Origin of the sequence: Streptomyces sp. NPDC004647 (assembly GCF_040609575.1) — a bacterium.
Taxonomy (GTDB): Bacteria; Actinomycetota; Actinomycetes; order Streptomycetales; family Streptomycetaceae; genus Streptomyces.
The window spans coordinates 21,844-44,595 of sequence record NZ_JBEXKU010000008.1; the positions used below are offsets into that span (position 1 = coordinate 21,844).

Annotated in this window: 16 protein-coding genes; 5 read left to right on the forward strand and 11 right to left on the reverse strand. The window is 61.9% G+C overall.

Annotated features, from left to right (window positions below; all coding sequences use genetic code 11):
• Nucleotides 1–135: 135 nt before the first annotated feature.
• Nucleotides 136–1,095 carry a recombinase family protein gene (locus tag ABZW18_RS05340; RefSeq protein ID WP_356182369.1) on the reverse strand — a complete coding sequence of 320 codons (960 nt, stop codon included), beginning with the start codon at nucleotides 1,093–1,095 and terminating at the stop codon, nucleotides 136–138.
• Nucleotides 1,096–1,202: 107 nt separating this feature from the next.
• The gene (locus ABZW18_RS05345) at nucleotides 1,203–1,463 is read right to left on the reverse strand and encodes a DNA-binding protein (RefSeq protein ID WP_356182372.1); all 261 of its coding nucleotides are present in this window, start codon (nucleotides 1,461–1,463) and stop codon (nucleotides 1,203–1,205) included.
• 154 nt (nucleotides 1,464–1,617) lie between these two features.
• Here ABZW18_RS05345 and ABZW18_RS05350 point away from each other — a divergent pair, with 154 nt between their 5' ends.
• On the forward strand, nucleotides 1,618–3,522 hold the full coding sequence (locus ABZW18_RS05350; RefSeq protein WP_356182374.1) for a tyrosine-type recombinase/integrase: 1,905 nt from the start codon (nucleotides 1,618–1,620) through the stop codon (nucleotides 3,520–3,522).
• A gap of 765 nt (nucleotides 3,523–4,287) precedes the next feature.
• Here ABZW18_RS05350 and ABZW18_RS05355 read toward each other — a convergent pair.
• Nucleotides 4,288–5,495, reverse strand: a protein-coding gene (locus ABZW18_RS05355) for an IS3 family transposase (protein ID WP_356182377.1) whose coding sequence is annotated in 2 segments (ribosomal slippage) — nucleotides 4,288–5,252 and nucleotides 5,252–5,495 — 1,209 coding nt in all. Because the reading frame shifts where the segments join, the coding sequence is not laid out codon by codon here.
• 404 nt (nucleotides 5,496–5,899) lie between these two features.
• Here ABZW18_RS05355 and ABZW18_RS05360 point away from each other — a divergent pair.
• Genes ABZW18_RS05360 through ABZW18_RS05375 form a run of 4 tightly spaced genes read left to right on the forward strand, consistent with a single transcriptional unit; the run spans nucleotide 5,900 to nucleotide 10,486 of the window.
• Nucleotides 5,900–7,804: a DEAD/DEAH box helicase family protein gene (locus ABZW18_RS05360; RefSeq protein ID WP_356182380.1), complete on the forward strand. Its 1,905-nt coding sequence runs from the start codon at nucleotides 5,900–5,902 to the stop codon at nucleotides 7,802–7,804.
• Entirely contained in the window at nucleotides 7,801–8,013 is a 213-nt protein-coding gene (locus ABZW18_RS05365; protein ID WP_356182383.1) for a CxC ATPase DNA modification system associated small protein, read from the forward strand. The genes ABZW18_RS05360 and ABZW18_RS05365 overlap by 4 nt, the downstream gene beginning before the upstream one ends.
• Before the next feature lie 11 nt (nucleotides 8,014–8,024).
• Nucleotides 8,025–9,989: an AAA family ATPase gene (locus ABZW18_RS05370; RefSeq protein ID WP_356182630.1), complete on the forward strand. Its 1,965-nt coding sequence runs from the start codon at nucleotides 8,025–8,027 to the stop codon at nucleotides 9,987–9,989.
• Nucleotides 9,990–9,991: 2 nt separating this feature from the next.
• The gene (locus ABZW18_RS05375) at nucleotides 9,992–10,486 is read left to right on the forward strand and encodes a hypothetical protein (protein WP_356182386.1); all 495 of its coding nucleotides are present in this window, start codon (nucleotides 9,992–9,994) and stop codon (nucleotides 10,484–10,486) included.
• A gap of 435 nt (nucleotides 10,487–10,921) precedes the next feature.
• Here the strand turns inward: ABZW18_RS05375 and ABZW18_RS05380 are convergent, their stop codons facing one another.
• The 8 genes from ABZW18_RS05380 to dndB form a co-directional block, all read right to left on the reverse strand.
• Nucleotides 10,922–12,343 (reverse strand): restriction endonuclease, encoded by a 1,422-nt coding sequence (locus ABZW18_RS05380; protein ID WP_356182389.1) that lies wholly within the window; start codon nucleotides 12,341–12,343, stop codon nucleotides 10,922–10,924.
• Between the two features lie 112 nt (nucleotides 12,344–12,455).
• Nucleotides 12,456–14,630, reverse strand: a complete 2,175-nt coding sequence (locus ABZW18_RS05385) for a hypothetical protein (RefSeq protein WP_356182392.1) — start codon at nucleotides 14,628–14,630, stop codon at nucleotides 12,456–12,458.
• Between the two features lie 225 nt (nucleotides 14,631–14,855).
• Nucleotides 14,856–16,598, reverse strand: a complete 1,743-nt coding sequence (locus ABZW18_RS05390) for an ATP-binding protein (RefSeq protein ID WP_356182395.1) — start codon at nucleotides 16,596–16,598, stop codon at nucleotides 14,856–14,858.
• Between the two features lie 400 nt (nucleotides 16,599–16,998).
• A complete protein-coding gene (locus tag ABZW18_RS05395) occupies nucleotides 16,999–17,469 on the reverse strand; it encodes a hypothetical protein (RefSeq protein ID WP_356182398.1) in 471 nt (156 codons plus the stop codon).
• A gap of 305 nt (nucleotides 17,470–17,774) precedes the next feature.
• Nucleotides 17,775–18,152 carry a DNA sulfur modification protein DndE gene (dndE, locus tag ABZW18_RS05400; RefSeq protein ID WP_356182400.1) on the reverse strand — a complete coding sequence of 126 codons (378 nt, stop codon included), beginning with the start codon at nucleotides 18,150–18,152 and terminating at the stop codon, nucleotides 17,775–17,777.
• Nucleotides 18,142–20,133: a DNA sulfur modification protein DndD gene (dndD, locus tag ABZW18_RS05405; protein ID WP_356182403.1), complete on the reverse strand. Its 1,992-nt coding sequence runs from the start codon at nucleotides 20,131–20,133 to the stop codon at nucleotides 18,142–18,144. The genes dndE and dndD overlap by 11 nt, the downstream gene beginning before the upstream one ends.
• Complete coding sequence (gene dndC, locus ABZW18_RS05410) at nucleotides 20,120–21,613, reverse strand: DNA phosphorothioation system sulfurtransferase DndC (RefSeq protein ID WP_356182406.1); 1,494 nt, start codon at nucleotides 21,611–21,613, stop codon at nucleotides 20,120–20,122. Before dndC ends, dndD begins: the two co-directional genes overlap by 14 nt.
• Nucleotides 21,610–22,740 (reverse strand): DNA sulfur modification protein DndB, encoded by a 1,131-nt coding sequence (gene dndB, locus ABZW18_RS05415; RefSeq protein ID WP_356182408.1) that lies wholly within the window; start codon nucleotides 22,738–22,740, stop codon nucleotides 21,610–21,612. Before dndB ends, dndC begins: the two co-directional genes overlap by 4 nt.
• Nucleotides 22,741–22,752: the final 12 nt, after the last annotated feature.

The following is a 22,752-nucleotide window of genomic DNA, read 5'->3' on the forward strand; positions in this document are numbered from 1 at the left end:
TTCGACCTCGACCTCGCGCAGACTCTGGTCTTCGGGCACACAGACCGAGTAGCCCCCCGTTCCACTGGTCGGAAGCGCGGGGCCACTTCGGCTGGCTGGGGGCCTGCGCGGTTATCCAGCCAGATTTGCCAGCGCCTAGGCGGCCAGGTGCGCCCAGCTACGCCATTTCAGCGCAACGCGATCGCTGTCCACCGTGCGCGACCCACGGGACGCAGCCGGATACACAACCACCTGCTCCAGCATCAGCACCACCAGGCCCTTCTTGGACCGCAGCGGCGCATGCTTCCACCACCGCACCAGGTCGGGAACGCCGCCCAACGGCGCGTTCTTGACCTGCTCCAGGATCCGTACCCGCACCTCGGCATCCCGGATACTCTTCGACAGCTCCTGGTCGGCCGTCTTGAAAGACTCCTTCGAAATCTCCCGCCGGGCGTAGTACTCCCCGAGCTCCTTCTGCTGCGCACGGGCCGCTTGGATGTCCTTGCGCAACTGCTCGACCTCGCCGAGCACCTGCTCCTTCGCCGCTTCCAGATGGGCGTGCACCTCAGGCTTGGCCAGCTCCGCCAGTACGTGCTCCGCCACGTAGGTCTCCAGCAGGTCGGCATTGCTCCGCACCTTGCCGCAGCCACCAGGATGCTGCCGCGTACTCGGGGTGCACCGGTACCCCCGGGCCCCGCTATTGGAGGGCGCCGCGTCGAGCCACTTCGTACACAGCCCGCACGCACTCGCGCCGCCCGTCAGCAGGTACTCACGCTGCTCCGCCCGATCGCTGTCGGGGTCGTTGGACGGGCGGAGCGCGCGGATGGCCAGGAATTCGTCAGGCGTGATGATCTGCGGGCCGCCGCTGCTGACCAGCTCGCCGTTCTCGTTCTCGGTGAGGCCAGCGATCGCCGGGTGGTCCAGCACATTCGCCAGGGCGGCCGGCCGCCACAGACCACCGCGCGTCGTCCGATGCCCCTCGGCGTTCATCCAGTCGGTGATCGCCGGATAGGACTGCTTCTCCAAGCGGCGGCTGGCCGCCTGCCGGAGAGCAGCCGCCTCCGGCTCGCGTAGCCGCCGGTACGCCATGTCCTCGAAGCCGTACAGCCTTGGCATCTCCTCGCCCCTCCTACCGACCCCCTTGCCTGAACTAGCTTAACGAAGATAGGTCACATTGTTGTAAACCAACCAAACAGCTCAAGATCGCGCATCGCCCCTGTCGATCACGTACTCACCGCGCTCCCCCGCCGCTGCTCGACGCCGAGGACCTTCCACAGCTCCGCCGTCGGCACCCGGACCGTGCCACCCAGCGGGAGCGTCCGAACAGGAAACTTCCCGTTACGGATCAGCTCATACGCCTTGTCTCGGCCAATGCCCAGAGCACGTCCGGCAGTTGTCACGTTGACCGTGGCCGGAAGAGCCAGCAGCTCCTCCAGACCCATCGCTCCGGCCGAAGCCTGTCCGCCCGCTTCCTGAGCAGCCATCTCGTTGGTCGCCTTCTCCCCCGCGCCAACTTGGAACTGACTTTACAACAGTGTCCGACAGCCCCAGGAAGATGAAGAGTGATCACGCCAGACACGTACGGACACGTACGCACAACCTCGGCTGGCTTGGAGCCAGCCGTCAGCAGGGGGTCGGATGTACTCGCCGAACTTCTACCGGCGATGCCAGTGCAAGGGGCCGCTCACCGACGAGGAGGGCAAACCCCGTCTCAACGACGACGGTAGCCCGAAGATCGGGTCCATCGGCCTGACATGCCCGAAACTCGGCCGGAAGGGGCACGGGTCGTGGGCCTTCACCCTTGAGCTCGAGCGCGGGGAGAACGGCAAGCGCCAGCGGGTGCGCCGCAGCGGCTTCCCCACCAAGGAGAAGGCCGAAGCAGAGGCCGAGAGGGTCTACAAGGACGCGGACCGCGGCACCGACGTGCTGTCCAACGAGACCATGGGTGAATACCTGCGGCGCTGGATCAAGGCCAAGAGATCCCTCGCCCGCACCACCCGGCACGGCTACGAAGAACACATCGACAACTACCTCGTACCGCACCTCGGCCACATCAAGCGTCGGGACCTCCGGGTGCGCCATCTCGACCGCATGTATGAGGCCATCGAGACAGAGAACGCCGAGCGGGTTCTCCACCGCCTCCGCGTCGACGCGCTGACCGAGACCCGCGACGCCGCGTACACGGCCTGGGTCCGCGCCGCAGGGAAGAAGGAAGAGCGGCGCCGGACGCGACGGGCCTACCTCGATGCCAACAAGGCACTGCGCGAGGGCCGCAAGGGGCTGCGGAAGGTCACCTCCGCAGCGACCATGCACCGCATCAACGACACCCTCAGCTCCGCCATCACTTGGGGGATGAAGCTGGAGGAGGCGTTCGCCAAGAACTGGGCGCAGCTCGTCGAGCTTCCGGCCGTTACCCGCCCCAAGCCCCTGGTATGGACACCAGAGCGCGTCGAGCACTGGAAGTGGACCGGCGAGAAGCCGGCCCCGGTCATGGTGTGGACCGCCGAACAGACCGGCCAGTTCCTCGACTTCGTCAAGGGCGACCGGCTCTACGCCCTGTGGCACTCCTTTATCTTCCTGGGCCCGCGGCGCGGCGAGATGTGCGCGCTGCCCTGGTCCGAAGTCAGCCTCGACGCTCTCTGGCTGCGCGTCTCCGCCCAGATCGTCGAAGTCGCCTACAGGCTCTACGGCGAGGCCCCCAAGGCCGACAGCGTCCGAACGCTGTCCATGAGCCTGGAGTCGGGCGAGGTCCTGAGGCAGTGGCGAGCGAGGCAGCAGAAGGAGCGCGAGGAGTGGTCCGAGGCGGAAGCCTGGGTCGAATCGGACCGCGTCTTCACCCAGGAAAACGGGGAGCCATACCACCCCGACTGGATCTCGCGCCGCTTCAAGCGCCTGGTGGAGCTGTCCGGCCTACCGCCGGTCCGCCTCCACGACCTGCGGCACATCTCCGCCACGCTCTCGCTCCTCGCGAAGAACGACATCAAGGTCGTCCAGGAGCGGCTGGGCCACTCGTCGCGCCAGATCACCTCCGACACCTACACGAGCGTCCTGCCGGAGATGATGCGCGCCGAGGCCGAATCCACCCTGTCCGTTGTGCCCCGCAACGTCTCCTACGACGTGCGACGCACGCTCCGAATCCCTGACGACGCCTTCCAGGCCGACGTAGCCGTGATCTTCGCTCACGGTGCCCGCCAGAGCGGCAACACCTGGGGCATCGGAGCGCAGACCCGGCCGGACAGCGAACCGCTGGGCAAAATCCGGACCGTCGGCCGAGGCCAGGAGCACGCAGCCGACGCGGCGCTGAAGTGGATACGGGAACACTGCACCGACCACGACCTCGAGATCCTGCGGGTTGAGAACCTCAACGACCAGTACCCGGAGGAACAGCGAGAGCACTTCTCCCTCCTCCGCTTCACCATCGCACGCTCCGCAGGACCGGACATCTGCGGATGGGGCCTTCCCCAAGACTCTGGACCCCCCTCCAGCAGCCCCACGGGTGCCGAGGAGAAGCAAGATCCAGGACAGGAGCGGGAGGCAGCGTAGGTCGCCAGGGAGCGGCCGGGACCTCGCACCGGGCCGTCTGGACCTCAGTACGACCCTCCGGGCCACTACAGGGCCACTTGATCTTGGTTCGGGGCTACAGTGAGGGCCTTCACGGGATCCGTGAAGGCCCTCGCTTCTACGTTTTCGCAGGTCAGAACGATTCTTTGAACCGATTGAGCGGTGGGGCGGGTGGGACTCGAACCCACGACCGACGGATTATGAGTCCTTTTCGAATCTTCCGTGATCTTCCCGGCCCTGCCTCGATCTTCCCGTTTCCGCAGGTCAGAAGGCTACGCGCTGCCGGTCTCGCCCGTGGGCTTCCCGGTCCTTCCTGATCCTTCCGTCCACTGCGTGTCCACTACGGCTCAACGCGCGCCCTTCCGCGAACCCCATGGGGACCTCTCCGCGAGCATCGATGCAGGCTGCGGCGTGGAGCGCCGAGGGTTTTGAAGAGGCGAGCAGCGGAGTGCCTTACCGATGAAAAGGGCCCCGCCCTCTTCGCCCGAGGGGGGAGCCGCACGGCCTCTTCACAGGTCAGCCGCCTGATCAAAGGCTACCGCGCCACGCCGCTCCTGACGTGATGCGCAGAGCGGGCGCTGGTCGGGCGCCGCAGGCGGCTGATCACGTAACCCGGACGTGGCGGCGGGTCTCAACCTCATCGAGCCGCGCGGCGGCAACCTGACGAGTACACCGTGGCGGCCCGGCAGTGTTCGGCTTTGGCCCACAGCCTTACTGAGGTGACCCCCGGAGTGTGGACACAGGGGTTCATGCTGCGAGTGAGAGCTTAACTTGCCTGTGGTACTGGTGCTCGAACTCCATCGGGGAGAGGTAGGACAGCGAGCTGTGTCGTCTGCGGGCGTTGTAGTAGGTGAGCCACTCGAATATCTCCAGCCTCGCCTGACTCATGGTCACGAACAGCTTCTTGTGCATCGTTTCTCGCTTCAGTCCCTGCCAGAGGCTTTCGGCCAGGGCGTCGTCGTAGCTCGAGCCGACTCTGCCCATGCTTCTGCGGATGCCGTACTCGTCGCTGACCTGCGCGAACGCGGCCGAGGTGTATTGCGATCCGCGATCCGCATGGAAGATCACCCCGGTCACGTTCCCGCCCCGGGTGGCGACCGCGGCCCGCAGGGCGTCTGTGACCGGCTCGGTGCGCATGTGGCTGGCCATGGACCAGCCGATCACCCGGCGTGAACAGATGTCGACGACGCAGGCGAGGTAGAGCCATGAGGCTCCGACCTGCACGTATGTGATGTCGCCGCACCATTTCTCGTCCAGGCTGTCGGCGGTGAAGTTGCGCCTCACCAGGTCCGGTGCCGGTGGCGCGAGCCGGTCCGGGATCGTGGTCAGCTTCTTCCGCCGCAGGTGGCGGCCGACGATGGCGTGCTTGCGCATCAGCCGTGCGACGCGCTTGCGGTTGACCGTGTGGCCGAAGCCCCGCAGTTCGGCGTGGATGCGCAACGCGCCGTAGTTCCCGCGGTGTTCGGTGTGGATCTCGCGGATCTCCTCGACCAGGGCGTCCTCGTCGGCCTGGCGGGCGGCCCGCGCGTCCGCGCCGGCGATCCACCGGTAGTAGCCCGAGCGGGAGACGTCAAGCACCCGGCATATCCGCTTGATGCCGAAGTCCTCGGCGTGGGCGGAGATGAAGTCCCAAGCGGCGGTCTTCACTTCGTCTCCCGGGCGAAATACGCCGCTGCCCGGCGCAGGATCTCCCGCTCCAGATGCCATTCCTTCTCCGCCTTGGCCAAACGCGCGTTCTCCGCACGCAGCCGGGCCAACTCGCCCTGCAGGCCGTCCAGTTCGGGGCCACTGCCGGTCGCGGAACCATCGGCATCGCGCACCCAGGTGCGCAGCGTCTCGGGATTGACGTTCAGATCGGCCGCGACGTCCTTGAACGTCCGCCTGCCCGCCGAGGCCCGCCACAACGCGATCGCGTCGGACCGGAACTCCGCACTGTACTTCGAGGGCCGTGCCACGTAGATCTACACCTTCCAGGACCAAGAAGATCCATTGTCAGGTGTCCACACCACGGGGGTCGCCTCACTCAACTGGAGCCCCCAGCAGGGCATCAGCCAGCCTCTGCCTCGTACGCAGGCAATTCGACCCGGCCCGCACGCAGGGCGGGGCCGTCGGCGTCGGCCGCAGCCCACCGGCACAGGCGCGCCCCTGGCCAGGTACAGAGACCAAAGACTCACCCGACGCAGGAAGGCCAGCCCCTCGACCACGCACGCAACAACTTCATCGCTTCCACGAGAAGATGATCGGCCGTCACCCAGCACGGCGCAGCAGCTCCTGGCATGCTTTGGCCCGAAAGCCTTGCGTGCGGAGGACACCGCCAGCGGTGCTGGTGTACGGGTGTCTGAAGGGAGTCCCGTCTCAGATGGCCTTGAGGAACGTCCAGTACCAAGAGGACTACCGGTCCGGGTACAACAACCTCGTCGAGGAGTTCTTCCGCCCGTCTCTCCGCGAGGCGAGCTCGTACTGGAGGGCTGTCGGCTACTTCTCGAGCACAGCACTGGAGTCCTTCGGAACGCCCCTTGGTGAGTTCGTGCTCAATGACGGCAAAATCCGTTTGGTAACAAGCGTCCAGCTCACCGAAACTGACCTAAAGACGATATCAAACGGAACCTCCAAAGAGGTGATCTGCGGCGAGCGAATAGAGCGGATCATCGAAGAGGAGTTTTCAGACGGCGTCGGAGACGGCGTCGCCCGCCTTAGCCGCCTGCTCGAGATGGGGCGGCTAGAGATCCGGATCGCAGTCCCCAAACACGGGACCGGTATCTATCACGAAAAGATCGGCGTATTCGTCGACGCGGACGGCGAGTATGTAGCGTTTAGCGGGTCATCGAACGAGTCCCGGAACGCATTCGAGAACAACCGCGAGTGCATAGACGTGTACCCGGCATGGGAATCACCCGTGCGGGCAGAACGTAAACGACAGCACTTCGAGCACGTTTGGGCTGGGACAGACATCGGCGTCGAGGTCTACTCGTTCCCCGAGGCAGCAAAACAACGTCTCTTGCAAAGCTACCGCGCTCATGCACGCAAGCAGCAGCCACGAAACAAAAAATGGCGCCACCAAGATGAGGCTCTCAAGGTGTTCCTCTCCGCGGAGTGCGGAGTTCTCAACATGGCGACTGGCACAGGCAAGACTCGGACGGCACTGAAGATCATGAAAGCCCTGTTCGACATGGGCAAGATTGACAATGTCGTCGTGGCGATGGACGGCACCGACCTCCTCAACCAGTGGCACGCGGAACTTCTACAGGCTCGGCGGGACCTCCCTCGCCAGGTCCGCCTGTATAGAGATTTCGAATCGCATAAGGATCTACAGGCCTACTCCCTTGAAGCGAAGGATCGCATCCTGCTGGTCTCTCGTGGCAAGGGACCCACGCGTGATCCGCTGGCGTCCGCTCTGCGCAAACTATCGTCACAGCGCGCCGAGCGAACCCTCCTGATTCATGACGAGGTTCACGGGCTCGGCAGCGCCGGCACTACGGAGCGCCTTGCCGGTTTGTCCGATCGAATCAGATACCGACTCGGATTGAGCGCAACGCCGGACCGCGAGTACGATGACGCCGGTAACGCATTCATCGAGGAACACGTCGGCCCCGTACTGATGTCGTTCGGGCTCGATAAGGCTATTCAGCGCGGTATTCTTGCACCATTCAACTACTTCCCGCTCCCTTACGAACTCACGCAGTCCGATAGAAAACGCCTGAGAGATGTACACGGCAGGAAGGCTGCAAGGGCAGCGGCTGGAGACCCGATGAGCGAAAAGGAAGTCGCAATTGAATTGGCCAAGGTCCACAAGACCTCTCAGGCCAAACTCCCTATCTTTGATGAGTTCATCGCGATGCACTCCGAACTACTGGAAAGGTGCGTCGTCTTCACAGAGACTCAAGAGTACGGGCAGCAGGTTCTGGACCTAATCCACAAATACCGGCCTGACTTTCATAGCTACTTCACTAACGAGCAGTCAGTAACGCTAAGCCGGTTCGCGCGCGGGGATCTTCAGTGTCTGGTTACCTGCCATCGATTGTCTGAGGGCATCGACATACGCTCCCTCCACACAGTCGTACTGTTCTCATCAGCACGCGCGCGACTGGAAACTATCCAGCGAATCGGGAGATGCCTGCGAACCGATCCTACAAACCCCGAAAAGATCGCAAACATCATCGACTTCGTGCGTACTACAGAAAATGACACCTCGAACTCCGACGTGGAGAGGAAAAGGTGGCTGACGGATCTTTCCCGTGTCCGCCACCAGGAGGAACCCCGATGAGCCTGGATTCGAAGATCACCGAAGGCATCAGAGAGGCTGTGGCCGAGGCTGGGCAAGACCCAAAGCTGGCGCAACGGCTTATCGCTTGGATGACTGCCGTTACGTCAAGCAATGAAGATGTGAACGACTCCGACGCAGCTGAACGCCGTCTCGAAGTCTTGTACGAGAGCACCACCACCAGTCGCGGCGACACCGGGGAGTTGTTCTGATGCCGTCAGTGATGCAGATCCTCGGCTGGAGGTCTGAAGGACTCCGATGCCCCGATCACAAGGTGAACTTTCGAAGCCAGACCGGCACGCTCCACAGTACCTCCCTTGTTCAGATGCCAAACGGCACTGGTAAAACAACTACGCTTGAACTGTTGCGGGCAGCCTTGTCTGGTTCCGCCGCCGACGACAGCTGGGACCGCGACAGGGTCAGGGGATATCGGAAGCGTGAGGGTCGCCTAAGTCACGGCTCTTTCGAAGTAAGGTTGCAACTTAATGAACAGCTCGTCACTATCACCTTGATCCTCGACTTCGATAACGGAAGAGCCTCTTACAAGACCACCCACGGAAAAGGTCAGAGCGAGGGGTTTCACCCGCCTCGCGAGTTCCAGCGTTTTCTCACTGAAACGTTTGTAAAATTCTTCGCGTTTGATGGCGAACTTGCGCAGGACCTGCTCGACCCTCGCCAAGTTCGCGCCGAATCGGTGGTCGAGAATCTATTTCAGATTAACTCTCTCCCTGCCATCAGCAGGAAAGTCTCGGAATACTGGGATAACCACGCTAGTAAGGTGAAAGCGACCGAAGAGAAGGCGTTGAGCCAGCGCCGTAATAGGCTCGCCAAACTTCGCGAGCAACTGAGCAGCCTCAAAGAAGAGAGGAAGCAGCTTAGGGATGAACGCAGCAAACTCTCCGCGCAGCTTTCCGAGCGGGAAGAGATCTATGATCGGGAGACTAAGAAGGGGGAAGCTCACGGTCAACGGGTGATGAGGCTGGAATCTCGTTGTGAGGATCTCTCACGCAAGGCCGGCGAGGAAGCGACAGAGCTGCTGGATGCCATGCGCAACCCGCAGTCATTGTCACCCTTTTTTGCCCAGAAATTGTACGACCTCAAGACTGGGCTCGATCGTGTGAAGCTCCCCGAAAGTGCAGCTCGGGAGTTCTTCGAGGAGCTGGCGGATGAACTCGAGTGCATCTGCGGGCGGCCAATTGATGAGGAGATTCGAAGTGTCATTCAGCGCCGCTCCCATCAGTACCTCGGGTCTGAAGATGTCTCTCTCCTCAACTCCATGAAGTCGTCGATTCATGAAGCCGTTGGAGAGTCTCGTACTGCTCCCGAGGCCAACCTCCGCGAGAGGATCAGCGACCTCGATGTTGCCGTAGGGGAGGAACGCGATGCCCAGAATGAACTTGACCAGCTCCGACTAGAAGTCGAGCAATCAGACCCTGCCGTGAAAGAAGCGAAAGAGGAGATTGAGAGACTTCGTGCACGGATATCTGTCATCGATCAAAGACTAGAGAGGTTTACCAGCACGTCTGAGGACGAAAGAGACGACCGGACCTTCGGGATCAAGGTCATCGAGAGGCGCATAAGGGAGGCAGAGCTCCGCCTGGCCGAGATCACTGAAACTCGCGATCTTCGGGAGAAGCGCGACATCCTAACCGGAATCATCAACAGTGCGTACGCCAAGGCGCGTGAGGGTATTCTGGCCGAAGTGCGAGATGATGCAAATCGGCGCATCAATGAACTGCTACCCCGCAACAGGATCACAATCGCCGAAATCAATAGATGCCTTAAGCTCAAGGATCAAGCGGCAGGCAGTATGGGGGAGACACTCTCGGTGGCCTACGCGTTCCTCGCAACCCTATTTGATCGGTCGGATCATCAGCTGCCTTTCGTGGTGGACAGCCCTGCCGGGTCAATCGACCTTGATGTGCGCAGGCGAATCGGCGAGCTAATTCCGCTACTCACGAGGCAATTCATCGCCTTCACGATCTCTTCGGAGCGTCCTGGTTTCGTACAGTCTTTGAAGCAAGCAAGCAGCGACGAGGTCCAGTTCCTGACCATCTTCCGCAAAGGCTCCGAAGGGTACGACGACCAGGCCCGAGGGATCTCTGGCACGGTAGAGAGCTCGGATGGATTCGTCGTCTCAGAGGAGTCCTTCTTCAACAAATTCCAGCTGGAGAGTCAGGAGGTGTAGCCATGTCGCAGCCATTCCGCATTCGTGACGACGCGAAGAAGTGGTTCAAGGCCTTGCGCGAGAGGGACTTTCGCGTAGATTTCGACTCCTTCTACTTCTGTTTCATGGCCGGCATCGCCACCGGGAAAAAGGCTCAGGTTCCCAAAGATGAAACATCTGAACTCGTCTCTTATTTCCCGGAGAGGTACGGGTCGCGAAAGCAGCTGCTCGTGGCCCTGTTCCTGACTCAGGAACTGGCAGATCTCGGAATCGAGATGGGCGAGAAGAAGGATGTCCACTCGAAGATCAAGAAGCTCCTGGATCCTGATTCTCCTGGACATCACCTCAGTGACGACGGAGTGAGGGAGTTCAACAAGTACGCGCACGGAGGATTCGAGATACTTCGTGACGAGTGGTTCGACGACAGGCCGCGGTCGCTAGAGACATTTCTACGGATATTCAAGCAAGAGCTTGATGCCGCGATTTCCAAGCGTCAGAGCCTGGAGGCACTGACGTGAGGTGTGTAGCCCCCCTCCCCACGGGCGGTGTGGGTAGGGAGCAAGGGCCAGTATCGAGAGACGGCTGGGCGGGGTACCTCTCGCACCTCAACCGCCCGTGCGAGTTCTCCAGGCCAGGCTGCTGTTCAGCTAGCTGCGTCATGGTTGCGAGCGTGGACCGGTAGTCGGCGCTGCGTCCGCCCGGCAGCTGAGCAAGGAAGAATTCTACCCTCCCTGCCGGATGGCAGGTGGGGAGAAGAATGCGACTCGGGATGTCTGGACTCCGAAACCGTGTTCCGCCATCGGATCTGCGAGCATGCGGCAGGCAATGAGGTTGACTGGTTTCCGTCCTGACGTGCTGCGTCCTCGATCGCGGGTCCTGCAGGCGCCAGGCTGGGCCTCGCTCGCAGGAGGCCCAGCCGCCGTCTGCACCTGAATAACATCTCCGGTCTGCGATCAGCCGGAGGTCGGCTGGACGATGGAAGAGTAACGCTTGATGATGTCAGGGTTACGTCGCAGGAACACTTCCAGCTGGTTTCGGTCCCACCAGTCGGTGTGGAAGCCATTCTTGTCCCTGATGGTGTCAAGTCGGCTCGTCAGGGCTGAGCTGACCCTGCTTGATGTGACAAGAAGGAACCCTTGCGACCCCGAATCTTCGATTACGTCCCGGATCTCTCGAACGTCACCTGTACCAACGGTGTTTGCCGTGGCCTTGCATTGGACCACGACGGAGATCTCCGTGAGATTGTTAGCCTCCACGCTCCAACGCTCGCTACGGAAGCCGGCCACCAGCTGCTTGATGAGGAGGTCCCTCCCGCCGTCCCTCTCTCTGGCGGGTCCTACGCTCCGCACTTGCGTCACAAATGGGTCAGCCTCCAAGAGCTCTCTGACCATATCCTCGAACTCTTGCCCATCGATCCTCGGCGCCCAGGTGAATGAGTCCGGGGCCAAGAGGGTGGAGGACACGAGTTGGTGCTGGGCGACGATCCGTTCACGCTCCTCTTGGTAGGCCTGCCTACCGCCTGAGCTCCCGAGGAGCACAACGATCTCGGCGCCGGCGCACAGGAGAGCGTTCTCAAAGGGAAAGACCGTGACCGTCTCTCGGTCTTCGACTGGTTCGCCAGCTGCCCTCATGATCAGCAGGGCTCTGTCCAGGTCCTTGTATGAGACCGCATTGAGGAGGTCATCGCTCCGTCGGATCTCCCCCTTCGGGCCAGGAATCACTTCAACCTTCCCCGGGAGCATGCCCAAGGCGAAGGCCACCTCTTGATCCCGCGTAATGGATATCTCTCCATCCGCAGTTCTGTAGTAGAAGTTTTCTGGACTCTTGCGGAAGGTATAGCAGTCCAAGGTTGTATCGAATATCTCTGGCAACGCAGCAGCCAGGCCCTGCGCCCACTCGTCTGCCTCTGCTGCCTGATCCTCACAGTAGAAATCATCTGAGCGGTCAGGGCAATATTCCGGCAGATTCATATGCATGAATGCAGCGAACGACCATAGGTCCTGCAGAGCGTTCTTCATCGAGTCAGGATCCGGTCGGATACTGAGGCTCATGGGCTGTCGAGGCGCAAGGAATCTCTCCCCTAGCTCACCTGCCACTGCTGGATGTTCGACATCCAGCAGCTGGTACGAGGCTTTCCCTGCCTGGTGCATGTAGGCCGCCGACATGTAGGTAGTGACGTCGGTGATGTCACTCCTGCCACCGTCCCAAGTACCGGACGGGGTACGGCAGTGAAGATATGGGAAGACGTTCCCCTCTTCGACCGACTCCAATGCCAGTGACAGCCCCATGCAGCCGACCAGGATTCTTGTTACATTCTCACGCTTGTCGACCACGAAGCTCATATTTTGCGCCAGAGAAATAAGCTCGTCATCCACAGTATTAGATCTCCCGTTCGAGATAGACCCCACGGCCAGAGCCGTGGGGTCTCGTTGTGTCTGAATGCACAGCCATTGGTCAGCTATTCGCCGTCACCAGCTCATTGGTCGGCTAAACCGCTTCATCGAGGGCGTCGTCCAACACCAGCTCGCCCTTGTTACTCGGCTGGGGAACGGGGTGGCTCAACCACTCTGCGAACTCTTCGTCAGCTACATGGAACCAATGCTTCAGCGCGCTCTTGAGGGCTCCGGTCGCCTGCTTCTCTGCGTCGCGCTGAAGGTCACTGTCAACTGCGGTCGGCCGGTTCGTCTTGAGAGCCTTGAACTGCTGCTTGATACACAGGTCCAGGTACATCCGTCGGGCCTGGCCGAGTTTGCGGTCGTAGGCGTCCCGGTCCGGAAGCCAACTAGCCACGTGGGACCAGGCATCGGGGACGGCCAGCGCCTGCATCCAGAAGTACCGGAAGTACACAGCCTGCGGGGACTCCATGTTCGCGATCTGGTTGATCGGATATGAGATGCCCACCTTGTTGAAGGAGAGCTTCCGGTCTCGCGCTTTCCCGTTCTCGATCTGGAAGAAGGAGTTCCAGCCCTCCACGAGGGCTTTCGCGAAGGCCGGCAGGTCCTTGAGGTCCACATCCCCCGCCTGTTCCTTGCGCAGTTCCCAGAGCGACCCCAAGGTCATAACGAGGCCGAGCTGGCAGGCGTGCGTGTTCAGCACGGAATATGCTTCCCTGCACCTCTTGACCCGCTCAGGCCGAGTCGACCCCAAGTATGCCGATGCTCGATACCCGTCGAAGTCACCTTCCTTGCCCTTGAGGGCCTCCCACGCGCGGATGACATCCGACTTAGGCTGTCGGCTGCTGCCGCTGTCCCGGTGGTACTTGTAATGCTCGTAGCTGTCGCGGAGGGTCCAAAAGACACCCACCCCGCCGAACAGGGCATCATGAGCGAGGGCCGCGAACGTGTCCGCGGTAAGCCAGTCGTTCTTGAGGTTGGTCAAGGCCGAGGCATGTGCAGCGTAGGGGGCCGTGCTGGACAACAGCGTCAAGATTGCCTTGCCCCATGTCTCCCTGAACCTGTCGCTTAGTGCGTCCATCTTCCCGAGCGGGAACTGCTCGTCACCGACGGTGTCTCGGTCGAAGGTCAGGCCACCGTCTTCGAAGTACTTCGGCAGGAGCGACGGAAGGTCGAGCTGGGTGCGCATGAACTTGTCACGCCTGTCATCACCTTCCCTGCCAGAAATTTGCTGCGCGACGTTGGTGAGGTACTTCTCCGGGCCGAATACGCAGCGGTTGACGGCCATCTTCAGCAAGTTGATGTTGGTGAGTACCGACCAGCGGGCCGGCCGGTAGCTGTTGACCTCAGGGTTGTCGTACTCCACCGCATACAGAGGGAGGTAGGAGTCGTCACTGCGACTCCGCAACTCGCTGAGCATGCTTCGTGTGAGGACGTTGGACAGCTCGGCGTCTGACAGGAGAATGATGCGAGACTTGCTCGGCGGTCGAGCTTCCTTGTTGACGTCGACGAACAGCTTCCGGGCGGCTTCGTGTGGGCGAGCACCGTCCCCAGTCTGATCCGGGAACCAGCACACGGTCACAGGGACCTCGACCTTCGACAGGTCGGGCTCGCCGGCACCGTGCTCCTCGAGCGCACGTAGGACCTGGTGCTCGTAGAAAGAACGGAATTTGACGGCAGATGACTCCTGCCACGATTTGGTCAGCGTCCGCTCGATAGCGAGCAGGGCCATAGCTCGGTGCTGGCCATCCAACACGACGAGGCTTGCTTCGGTGTTGTTCCACCACAGCTTGCCGACGTTCGCTCCGTGGGGCTTGCCGTCGGCACCAAGCAGACGGTGCGTCTGGAACGCGTTTCCGGCCTGCTGCTCTTCCCACGTAGCTTCGTCCGCATTGATGGCTGCGCCCTCGCCGAGCGCGGGGAAGGACGTCGGCTGCTTGTTCCGAAAGGGCAGGAGCACCGCGACGATGGGGGGAAAGAACGCCGGTCCTGTGGTCTGAGGTTTGAGTAGATAGGGAATCAGTTTGACTGCCACTCGGTGGTCATCAAGGTCGCGCTGCAGAAGCTGGTTGAAGTCCAGGTCGCCAGCGTCCATCACCTCTCGTACTGGGGCCAGGCTCCTGGTCAGTTGACGTTCAGGCGTGTCGGCGTCCCCACCGAGGCGGGCCTTGGTCATGATGTAGTCAACCCGTCCCGCAGGGGTATCGAAGCTCCCCCAAGTGCCCTGTACGTAGTCGCGGAACGTGAGCCTGCCGCCCGAGCCGAACATCCTTCACTGCCTTCCCACTGTGATCTGTACCTGGTGCCAGCGGCCATTGGACGGGCCGCGCTGCTTGTGGCTTTTGAGCTTCCTTACGGCATCCTGCAGGTCACAGCGCGTCCGCGGAGCCCGATGCCGGAAACATGGGTGGTCCTGCCTCAGGAATCAGCCAAGCCTGGCTGGAGCGTGACGCCGGTGCCGGCAGGGGCAGGCCCTCCCGGCACCGGCACAGGGTCACGCGTCCTTGAGCTCTTCCTTGAGCATGGCCTCAGTGAACATGCCCCAATGTGTGCGTAGTTGGCTGTAGTCCTCTTCTGCGTTCTGGGACATGGATTCGGCGCGTGCATAGCCCATGAACAGGAGGTCGATCGCTGCTTCGGCACGGCGGGCGAGGTCGAGCATGTCCTCTGGGGTGAGGCCGTCCGTGCCTTGGTCAGCGAGCTTCTTCAACGGCACGTAGACCTCACGGAAGAACGTGTGCCGAAGGTTGAACTTCACGACGGCCTTGCCGTTGAGGTGCTGCACCACGATGAACTCTTTGCCTGGCCAGCTCGCATCAAAGAGGGTGATGGGCTTGGTCAGGATCTGTTCACGTAGCGCGTCGACCTTCTCGGCATCTACTACCGGGTCAAGTCCCATGTCTTCTGCGGCGTCCAGGACGATCTGTTCCTCCTGCTCGGGGGTGACAGTTCGTCCAGCAATACCGTGAGGAAGGCTGGAGTTAGCTCGCTCTGCGGTAGCCATGCTTCCGTCGTGTGGACCGCTCTCGAGACGCGTTCGCGTGTCGACTTCGGTCCAGTGCTCTCGGATCTGCTTGCGAGCCTCACGTACAGGTCGCTTCAGCCAGTCACGCAGTTGGTTCCGGAGCTTCGTCACGGGCTCGGCTCCGCGCTTGACGTTGCGGACCTGGAAGTACTCGTCCAAGTCGGCAGGGAAGGAAACCTCGATGGCGACGTATCGGATGCCCTTGTCTGTCCGTGCTGCCTCGAGGAGTCGAGGGATGCCGTCGTAGAAGATCTCCCGACCGTTGCGCAGGATGCTGATCTTGCCGGCATTCTCCGGGTTGATCTGGAACTCGCCGATGTCGTGGCCTTCGTGGTCCACAGCGCCGCCTGCCCCGGCGTAGGGCCGGAATTGGACGGGTACTAGGCCGACTGTTACATGAACCTTGTGGCCATTGATCTCAATGTCGCCTTCCTCGACGACGGTGCCGCGGGGGTCGAGCTTCTTGGACTTGTACCTGGCGATGATGCGGGGGTTGTCCCGCAGGAAGAGGGGGTCGTGAAGTGTGACCGGCTTGCCTACCAGTTCGATGGTGCGCCCCGTGTCGATGTAGGTCCGAAACGCACGGGCGATAAACTTGCGGAGGTCGGCGATCTTCTCATCCAGGGACGTGCCGTATGTGCCGCCGGTGGATAGCCGGTCGATCTTGCTGAAGATCACAACGGTTCCGGAGGCGAGTGGGCGGCCGTCCCTGCCTACCATCTGCTTGGCGGCTTCCTCAGGCCAGTCTTGGACCTCGTAGGCGCTGATGTCCTGCTGCTTGCCGTCCCTGACCTCCTCCAGGTCCAAGTAACTGTGGTGGATCGTGGTGCTGTTGGCACGCTTGCTGTAGATGTCGATGCGCTCGCCAATGCTCAGTCCGGCAAGCTTTAGTCCCATCCCATAACGGCCAAGGCCGTCACGCTCGTTGTAGCGTGCGCTGTAGCCCATGGACAGCACGTTGTGCATGATCGCTGGGTCGATTCCGACGCCGTTGTCCGAGATGATGAACTTTTCGATGGTCTTCTTGCGGGCGCCGTACACCGGCAGGACTCGCATCAGGGTGGCTTCCGCCTGGATGGAGTTGTCCAGGGGCTCGCCAATGGCAGCCGTGAGGTCGAAGCCGGCGTCGCGCATTGATTCCAGGGCGCGGTCGATCTGGATGATGCTGGCACGCTGGTCGCCTGGGGCCTGGAACAGGGGTGCTGTCGTCATCAGTGGTCCTCACTCGGACTGGTAGCGGGATCGGTCTTTGAAGCCTGGGGTGCGAGGCGCAGCCTCCGCACACTGCGTTGCGTGGCCCGGCAGTACACGCAGCTGGCCTTTTGGTAGGCGGGACGGTCCGGGTGTATGCGGTTGGTGATCTCAGGCGTAAGCGTGTGGAACAGTGCGCACTCGACCTCGTAGGCGTTCAGTGGACTGTTGTGAACGTCGTACGTGAAGTACGCGCCACGCCGGTTCGTGCAGTGCCGGAGGAGCCGTCGCCGAAGGTCTGTGTCGCTGCGGCCGATGTAGCTCGGGACGCCTGTTGACGTGTAGAGCACGTACGTTCCGATGTACTGCGGTGGGATGAGTGCTCGTACGAGCCACGGGCGAAGTCGGAGGAGTCTCGGATTCATGCAGCCAGCACCGATGCCTTCCAGAACTGGCGGGCTGCTCTCCGGGCGCGGCTGATGCGTTCTCGTACTCGGGCTACAGGGAGGCCCTCCCGATGCGCAAGGGTCGCGGCGTCCTCACCACGTGCAAGTGCCTGGAGCAGGGCTCGCTGCTCGTGGGAGATGCCGGGTTCGCTACGGAGCCACTCGTTGATCTCGACCAGCGGATAGTCCCGGTCGCTCACACCCTGCTCGGTGTGCTCCGCGCTGAGGGAGACAAGAGGGGTGATGGTCTTGCGGCGCTCGAGTACCTCGTATGCGTGTCCCATGGCTGACCGGACTCGGTACTCCGCCGGCGTCGACTCATCAGAGGGGTTGCGCAGAAGCTCGTCGAGGGCTCGGTCGATCCTGTCGAGCTGATAGGTGTCGAAGGTGGCGAGCGCGCTCTGTTGCAGCGCGACAATAGCCCCCTCGACGGGGTGGCTGATCATGATCGCTCCAGGAGGTCTGGTGGCGAACCCCATGCGGTGGCTCGCGTCCGTGTGTTGAAGCGGTGCTCATTCAGTTGTCCTGCAAGGGTACTAGGCGCCACTGACAGGTGTTGGCGAATCTACCTAATCTGCACGGCGCCTGACTGTCCCTCACTTAGATAGGTCGGGCAACAGCGCCTGTTGTTGCAGGTGTTGCTGGGAAAGTCTGCCAGCACCGTCCAGCGCCTGCACACCCCCAGGTCGGCATGCAGAAGCCCGCCCCACCTATAGGCGGGGCGGGCCAACCATCATCCATCCGTCCAGAGCTATCCCGTGGCGGTGGAGACGAGCTGTTCGACGGACCGAAGGTCGGGGCGACCGTGCAAGTAGCCGATACCGCGGTGCAGATGCACCGTCAGCGTCCGAGCGATGGCCTCGTCCGAGAGCTCCTCACCGTCCATGAGGCACCGCTGCTTAAGCAGGGCAAGGTAGATGTCTCCGTATGGGCTGGTGAACGTCTTCCAGGACATCTCGACGTTGGAGTCGGTCACGACTTCCTTCACCAGTGGCGTGGATGAGTCTCGGAGCGACAGCGCCAGGGCCCACCTGCACAGCTCGTTCCACTGGGTCATACCGGTGTTGCGCTTCAACCAGATGAGTTGATCCTTCGCCGTCTGCGAAAGGCGAACTGTCTCAAGCGACATGCGGGGCTCCTGCGGTCCACCAGTAGCCAGCCTCGACGGTGGTGGTGAACGACGTGTCGTCGTGAACAAGGGTGTAGGTGTGTGCGAGGGAGGGCTTCAATCGGCTGAGGAGATTCTCGTCGATCTCCTCATCCGTGGACAGCAGCAGTACCTGCCGACCGGCGTTCGGGAAGTACCGGTCGACCAGGTGCTGGCGGTGCCGGCTGTCGAGGCGCCCCAGAGGCGTGTCGATCACGCTGGGCAGCTTGTTTCCTGCAACCTTGGCCAGGCCCCAGAGCAGCGAGATGGCAAGCAGCTGCCGTTCGCCCGCGCTGAGCCGTCCCGGATCGATGGGTTCCCCGTCGGAGTCCGCAAGGATGAGGTTGGACTTGCCGGTGTCGATCCGCAGATCGTGGATAAGACCGCTCTTGCGCATCAAGGCCTTGAAGCTTTGGAGGACAGCGACTTCTAGGCGGCTGATGTGGCGTCGCAGCAGAGCCTCGCCGAACTTCTCCAGCGTGTCTCGTGCCTTTTCCGCGTAATCGACGATTCGCTTGAGTTCCTCGATCTCGACCAGCGTCTTGACCCGCTTCTGCTGCGCTCGCTCTAGATCGGCGCCGATGCGAACACGTCGGCTCTTGATCTCCTCCAACTGCTCTTCGCCGCGCCTGTGCTCGTCCTTCGCAACGGCGAGCGCGTTGATCGCCTCGTTACGCTCCTCAACAAGATCCTTGATCAGCTTCTTGTCCGGGACACCAGCGAGGAGGCGATCGGCGTCATCGAGACGGTCAGTTGTCTCCGCGGACTCCTTGAGGAGTTCACGAGCTCGGGATGCATCCCGAGAGAGAGCTTCATCGAGAGCCGAAAGCTGCTGCAGCGCGTCGAGCGGAAGGTCGAGGCTCTGCTTGAGTTCTGCTGCGCTCTCGCGCTTCAGGCGATCCGTGGCCAGCTTCTTCTTCAACGCTGTGCGCGCGGCAGCCGTCACCGACGCAGGAAGCTGGTCAAGGAGCCACGCATCGCGGTCCTCTAGGACGCCTACGACTCGCGTGGCGTCGTCAGCATCCTTCTCTCGTCCGGCCTGTTCGCGGAGCCTGGCCAGCTGCTGCGGGAGCATGAGGAGAGGCAATGGCCCGGCAGCGAGAGACCTCAGGGAAGCACGCTGGGCTGCCAGACGATCGGCGATGGCCTTCTGATTACTCTCGAGTTCCTTCTGCCGCTCGAAGAGCTTTCCGCCGGCCCGCTCAAACTCCTTTTCCACCTTGTCGAGTCGCATCTGCAGCCGGTCGCACCTGGAACGGACGCTGCCCAAGGTCTGTGTGCGGTCCGCGATTTCCTGTCTCGCCGCTTCGTACTCGGCTTCTTGGGCGCGGATCTGGTCGAGGATGGCCTGGTCCTCGCTGGACAGTCTCTGTCGTCGTACTAGCGCAACAAGATCGGTACGGAGCTGCTCCACCGTGCTCACGCCGAGGAGCGAGTGGACCGCAGACTCGATGACGGTGGCTGCCCGCTCAGGGTCCGCGAGAGACTCGATCTTTTCTCCGTCGAAGAAGAAGAGCGAGGCTACTTCGAGCGGAAGGATGTCTTCTACGTGCTCGGCCCAGCCGTCGCTGAGGATCCGGTCAAACTGGCCATCCACGATGACGTTCAGGAATTCCTTGAGCTGCTTACCGCTGATGTGCCAGCTCCGGACAACCCGGTAGTGCCGCTCTTGGTCATCCACAACGACGGAGAACTCCAGGGCGATCTCCGCACCGTCGGCCGGGTTGGCCTTGCGGTTGATGCTCTCGCGTAGGTAAGAGTCGTAGGAGCGGGTTCCACGACCGCTGCATTGCGCTCGCTTGCCGTAGAGCACCAGTTGGATGGCATCCAGCAGGGTCGTCTTGCCGCAGCCGTTGAGGCCTCCGATCAGGACGATCGGCCGCCCGGGCTTAACGCTCAAGTCGAGGGACTGCTTGCCGCGGTAGGCGCCAAAATCGTGAAGTGCAATGTTATGAAGGAGCATCGGTGGTCTCTTCGTCCAGCGTCACGTAGGTCGGGGCAGTGTCGCGGATCTCCTGCTTACGCTGCGCGAACTGAAGGGCGTCGTCTTCGTTCTCGTAGAACCCCTTCTTGATCGTCCTCTCCAGCTCCTTGAAGAGGCCAGAGCGCCGCGTCATAGTCCGGTGCTTCCGCTCGACCGCGAGGAGTTCACGCGTCATCGTGAAGTGGATGTCGTCGCCATCGCACACTTCCTTGAGGAGATCGATCTCCTCCGCCCCCAGCACGAGCTGCTCGTCAAGAGGCCGTCCAGGAAACGTCTCGGTCGTGGCTGCCTCATAGATCGCCGGCAGCGTGTCCTCGACTTCATGCTTGTCGAACACCCAGATGCGGCGGATCTCGTGCAGCTCCGCCTCCGAGATCAGCTCGATACCCCGCACACTCTCCGGTGCGGTTTCCCTCACGAGAGTCTGCGCCTCCAAAAGCTTAGTCAGCCACTTCTGACGCGCTTCCTGCGTGTACGGCCCCTGGATGACGCCGTCGTGGAAGAGTTGAACGTTGCCGTTCATCCGCCGGAAGTCTCGGTCCTCCTTCTCCGTCGACACGTCATCGAGGAGATTCCGGAGTTCCAGGAGGGGCCGCATCCACTCCTTCTCGTCATCGTTGCGGATCATGGCAGTCATCGACTTGTCCTTGTCCACAAGTGTGCAAGTCCAGCATCCGAAGCGACTGTCACCGCAGGAAGGTGTGGTGTCGTCCACCACCAAGGGGCACTCTGAGTCCTCGGATGCGCCCTGGTACATGGTCAGCAGATCCTTGTTCCGATGCCCCCACGCGTTGGAGTACTGCATCAGGAACATCCAGACCTCATCGGTGCCCCACGCTTCAATGGGGCTGTAGACGAGGGAGTTCGGCAGATTGCCGTTGGGAGAGAGACGGTCTCGCACGCGGCGCTTCTCGTGCTTCGCCATGGCGCGGGCACGCGCTTGACTCTCGGTTTTTCGAATGCCGAGAACGAGGATTGCCTCACCGTGACGGCGTACGACGCGACGGATGAACGCGTTCGACGGCTTGATCTTCAACCGCTCCGTGCACCAGCGGAACTTGGGGCGAGGGGCTGGATAGCCCTTACCAATGAGGTTGACCCAGAAGGTGTCCTTGACTTCGGGGATGAGACGGTGCGGCTCGATAGGCAGCCCCTGCTCCTTCGCTGCCTTCCCCATCGTGTCTAGTGATTGGGTGACCCAGGCGGCGACCACCGGATTTTCAACCAGTGTGTCCGTGCTGATGACGTGCACGGGCTTGGTGCGCTGCTCGTCCGGCAGCCCTTGGAGGGCAAGCCAGACGAGTTGGAGTACGGCGGTGGAGTCTTTGCCGCCGCTGTAGCCGATGACCCAAGGCACCTCGTCAGCTGTGTAGAGCTCACGGATCTCTTCCGTGAGCTCGCTGACTACTTCGGCGAGGGCCCTCCCCTGGAAGGGGGCCGACGACTTCGGGGTGCTCATGCATCTCCTCGCAGGTATGCGTCCTCTACACGCTGCTCTTCCGGGCTGAGTTGGAGCTTCATGTGACGGCGCAGGTAGTTCACAGTCAGGGTCAGGTTTTGGTGGCTCTTCGACACACGCCCGCCGATCAGCGCGCGACCCTCCCAATCCGGGTTGATCCGGGACCAATCAACCGAAGTCAGGCGCTTGAGCTTCGAATGCCACACCTGGGGTGACTCGGAATCCCGCAGGAGCGAGTTCCCGATCCGGCCGAGAGCGTGCAAGGCAATGCCATGGCTGTGGATGTAGTCCTTGCGTACCTCAGGGGCTGCAAGCTCGCGCCCGCGCACCATCCCCCACTCGGGAACCACAGAGTCGACGGCCTCCCAGTATGCCTCCGCCAGCGCCTGGGCCTTGTCCTTCTTGATCTCCAGCCCTTGCAGGAGGGACTGGGTGGCGTAGTAGACGGCGCTCAAGGTGAAGAGCTTGCGGGAGCGTTGAGCGAGGGTGCTGTTCTCCATCTCAACGTGTCCCTTAAAGACAGGGGACTTCATAGCCAACAGTCGAGCCATGATCGCCAGATCATCTCGGTGGTCGTACAGCACGCCGATGGAACGTTGCGGGCGCACGGCATGGCGGTTGAGGTCGGCGAACATCTGCTGGCAGCGGGCCAACCCAGCATCATGGAAGAAGACGACGGCGATCGTCTCCTCGCCAAGGTCGGGGTTCTCCTTCAGGGCCTGCTCGATGGCCGCCCGCCGATGCTGCCCATCGTTGATCAAGAAGCGGGCAGCCATGGGGATGCGGATCTGACCAGCACGCATCCCCATGCCGGAGTCGGCAATGCTCTCGAAGTACATCTCACCGTCGACCGACGCAGTGAGCGCGCTGAAGACGTAATCGTCTGGGTTGTCGACGATGTACCGAGTGAGTGCTGGAAGCCGTCCCTTGTTCAGGACTCGTTGGGCTCGAACCTCCGGCGCCAGCTCATCCTCGTCGAAGAGGAAGATCTTCGGGATGAGCCGCAGAGGGCACATGGACACGTAGAACTCGCGCCCCGCCTGGACGCCCCGGATGGCTGGAAAGATGTAGTCAAAGCCGGCGGAGGTGGCGGTGTCGGCAAGCTGCGAAGATGACGATGATCCCACTCGCGTAACGCT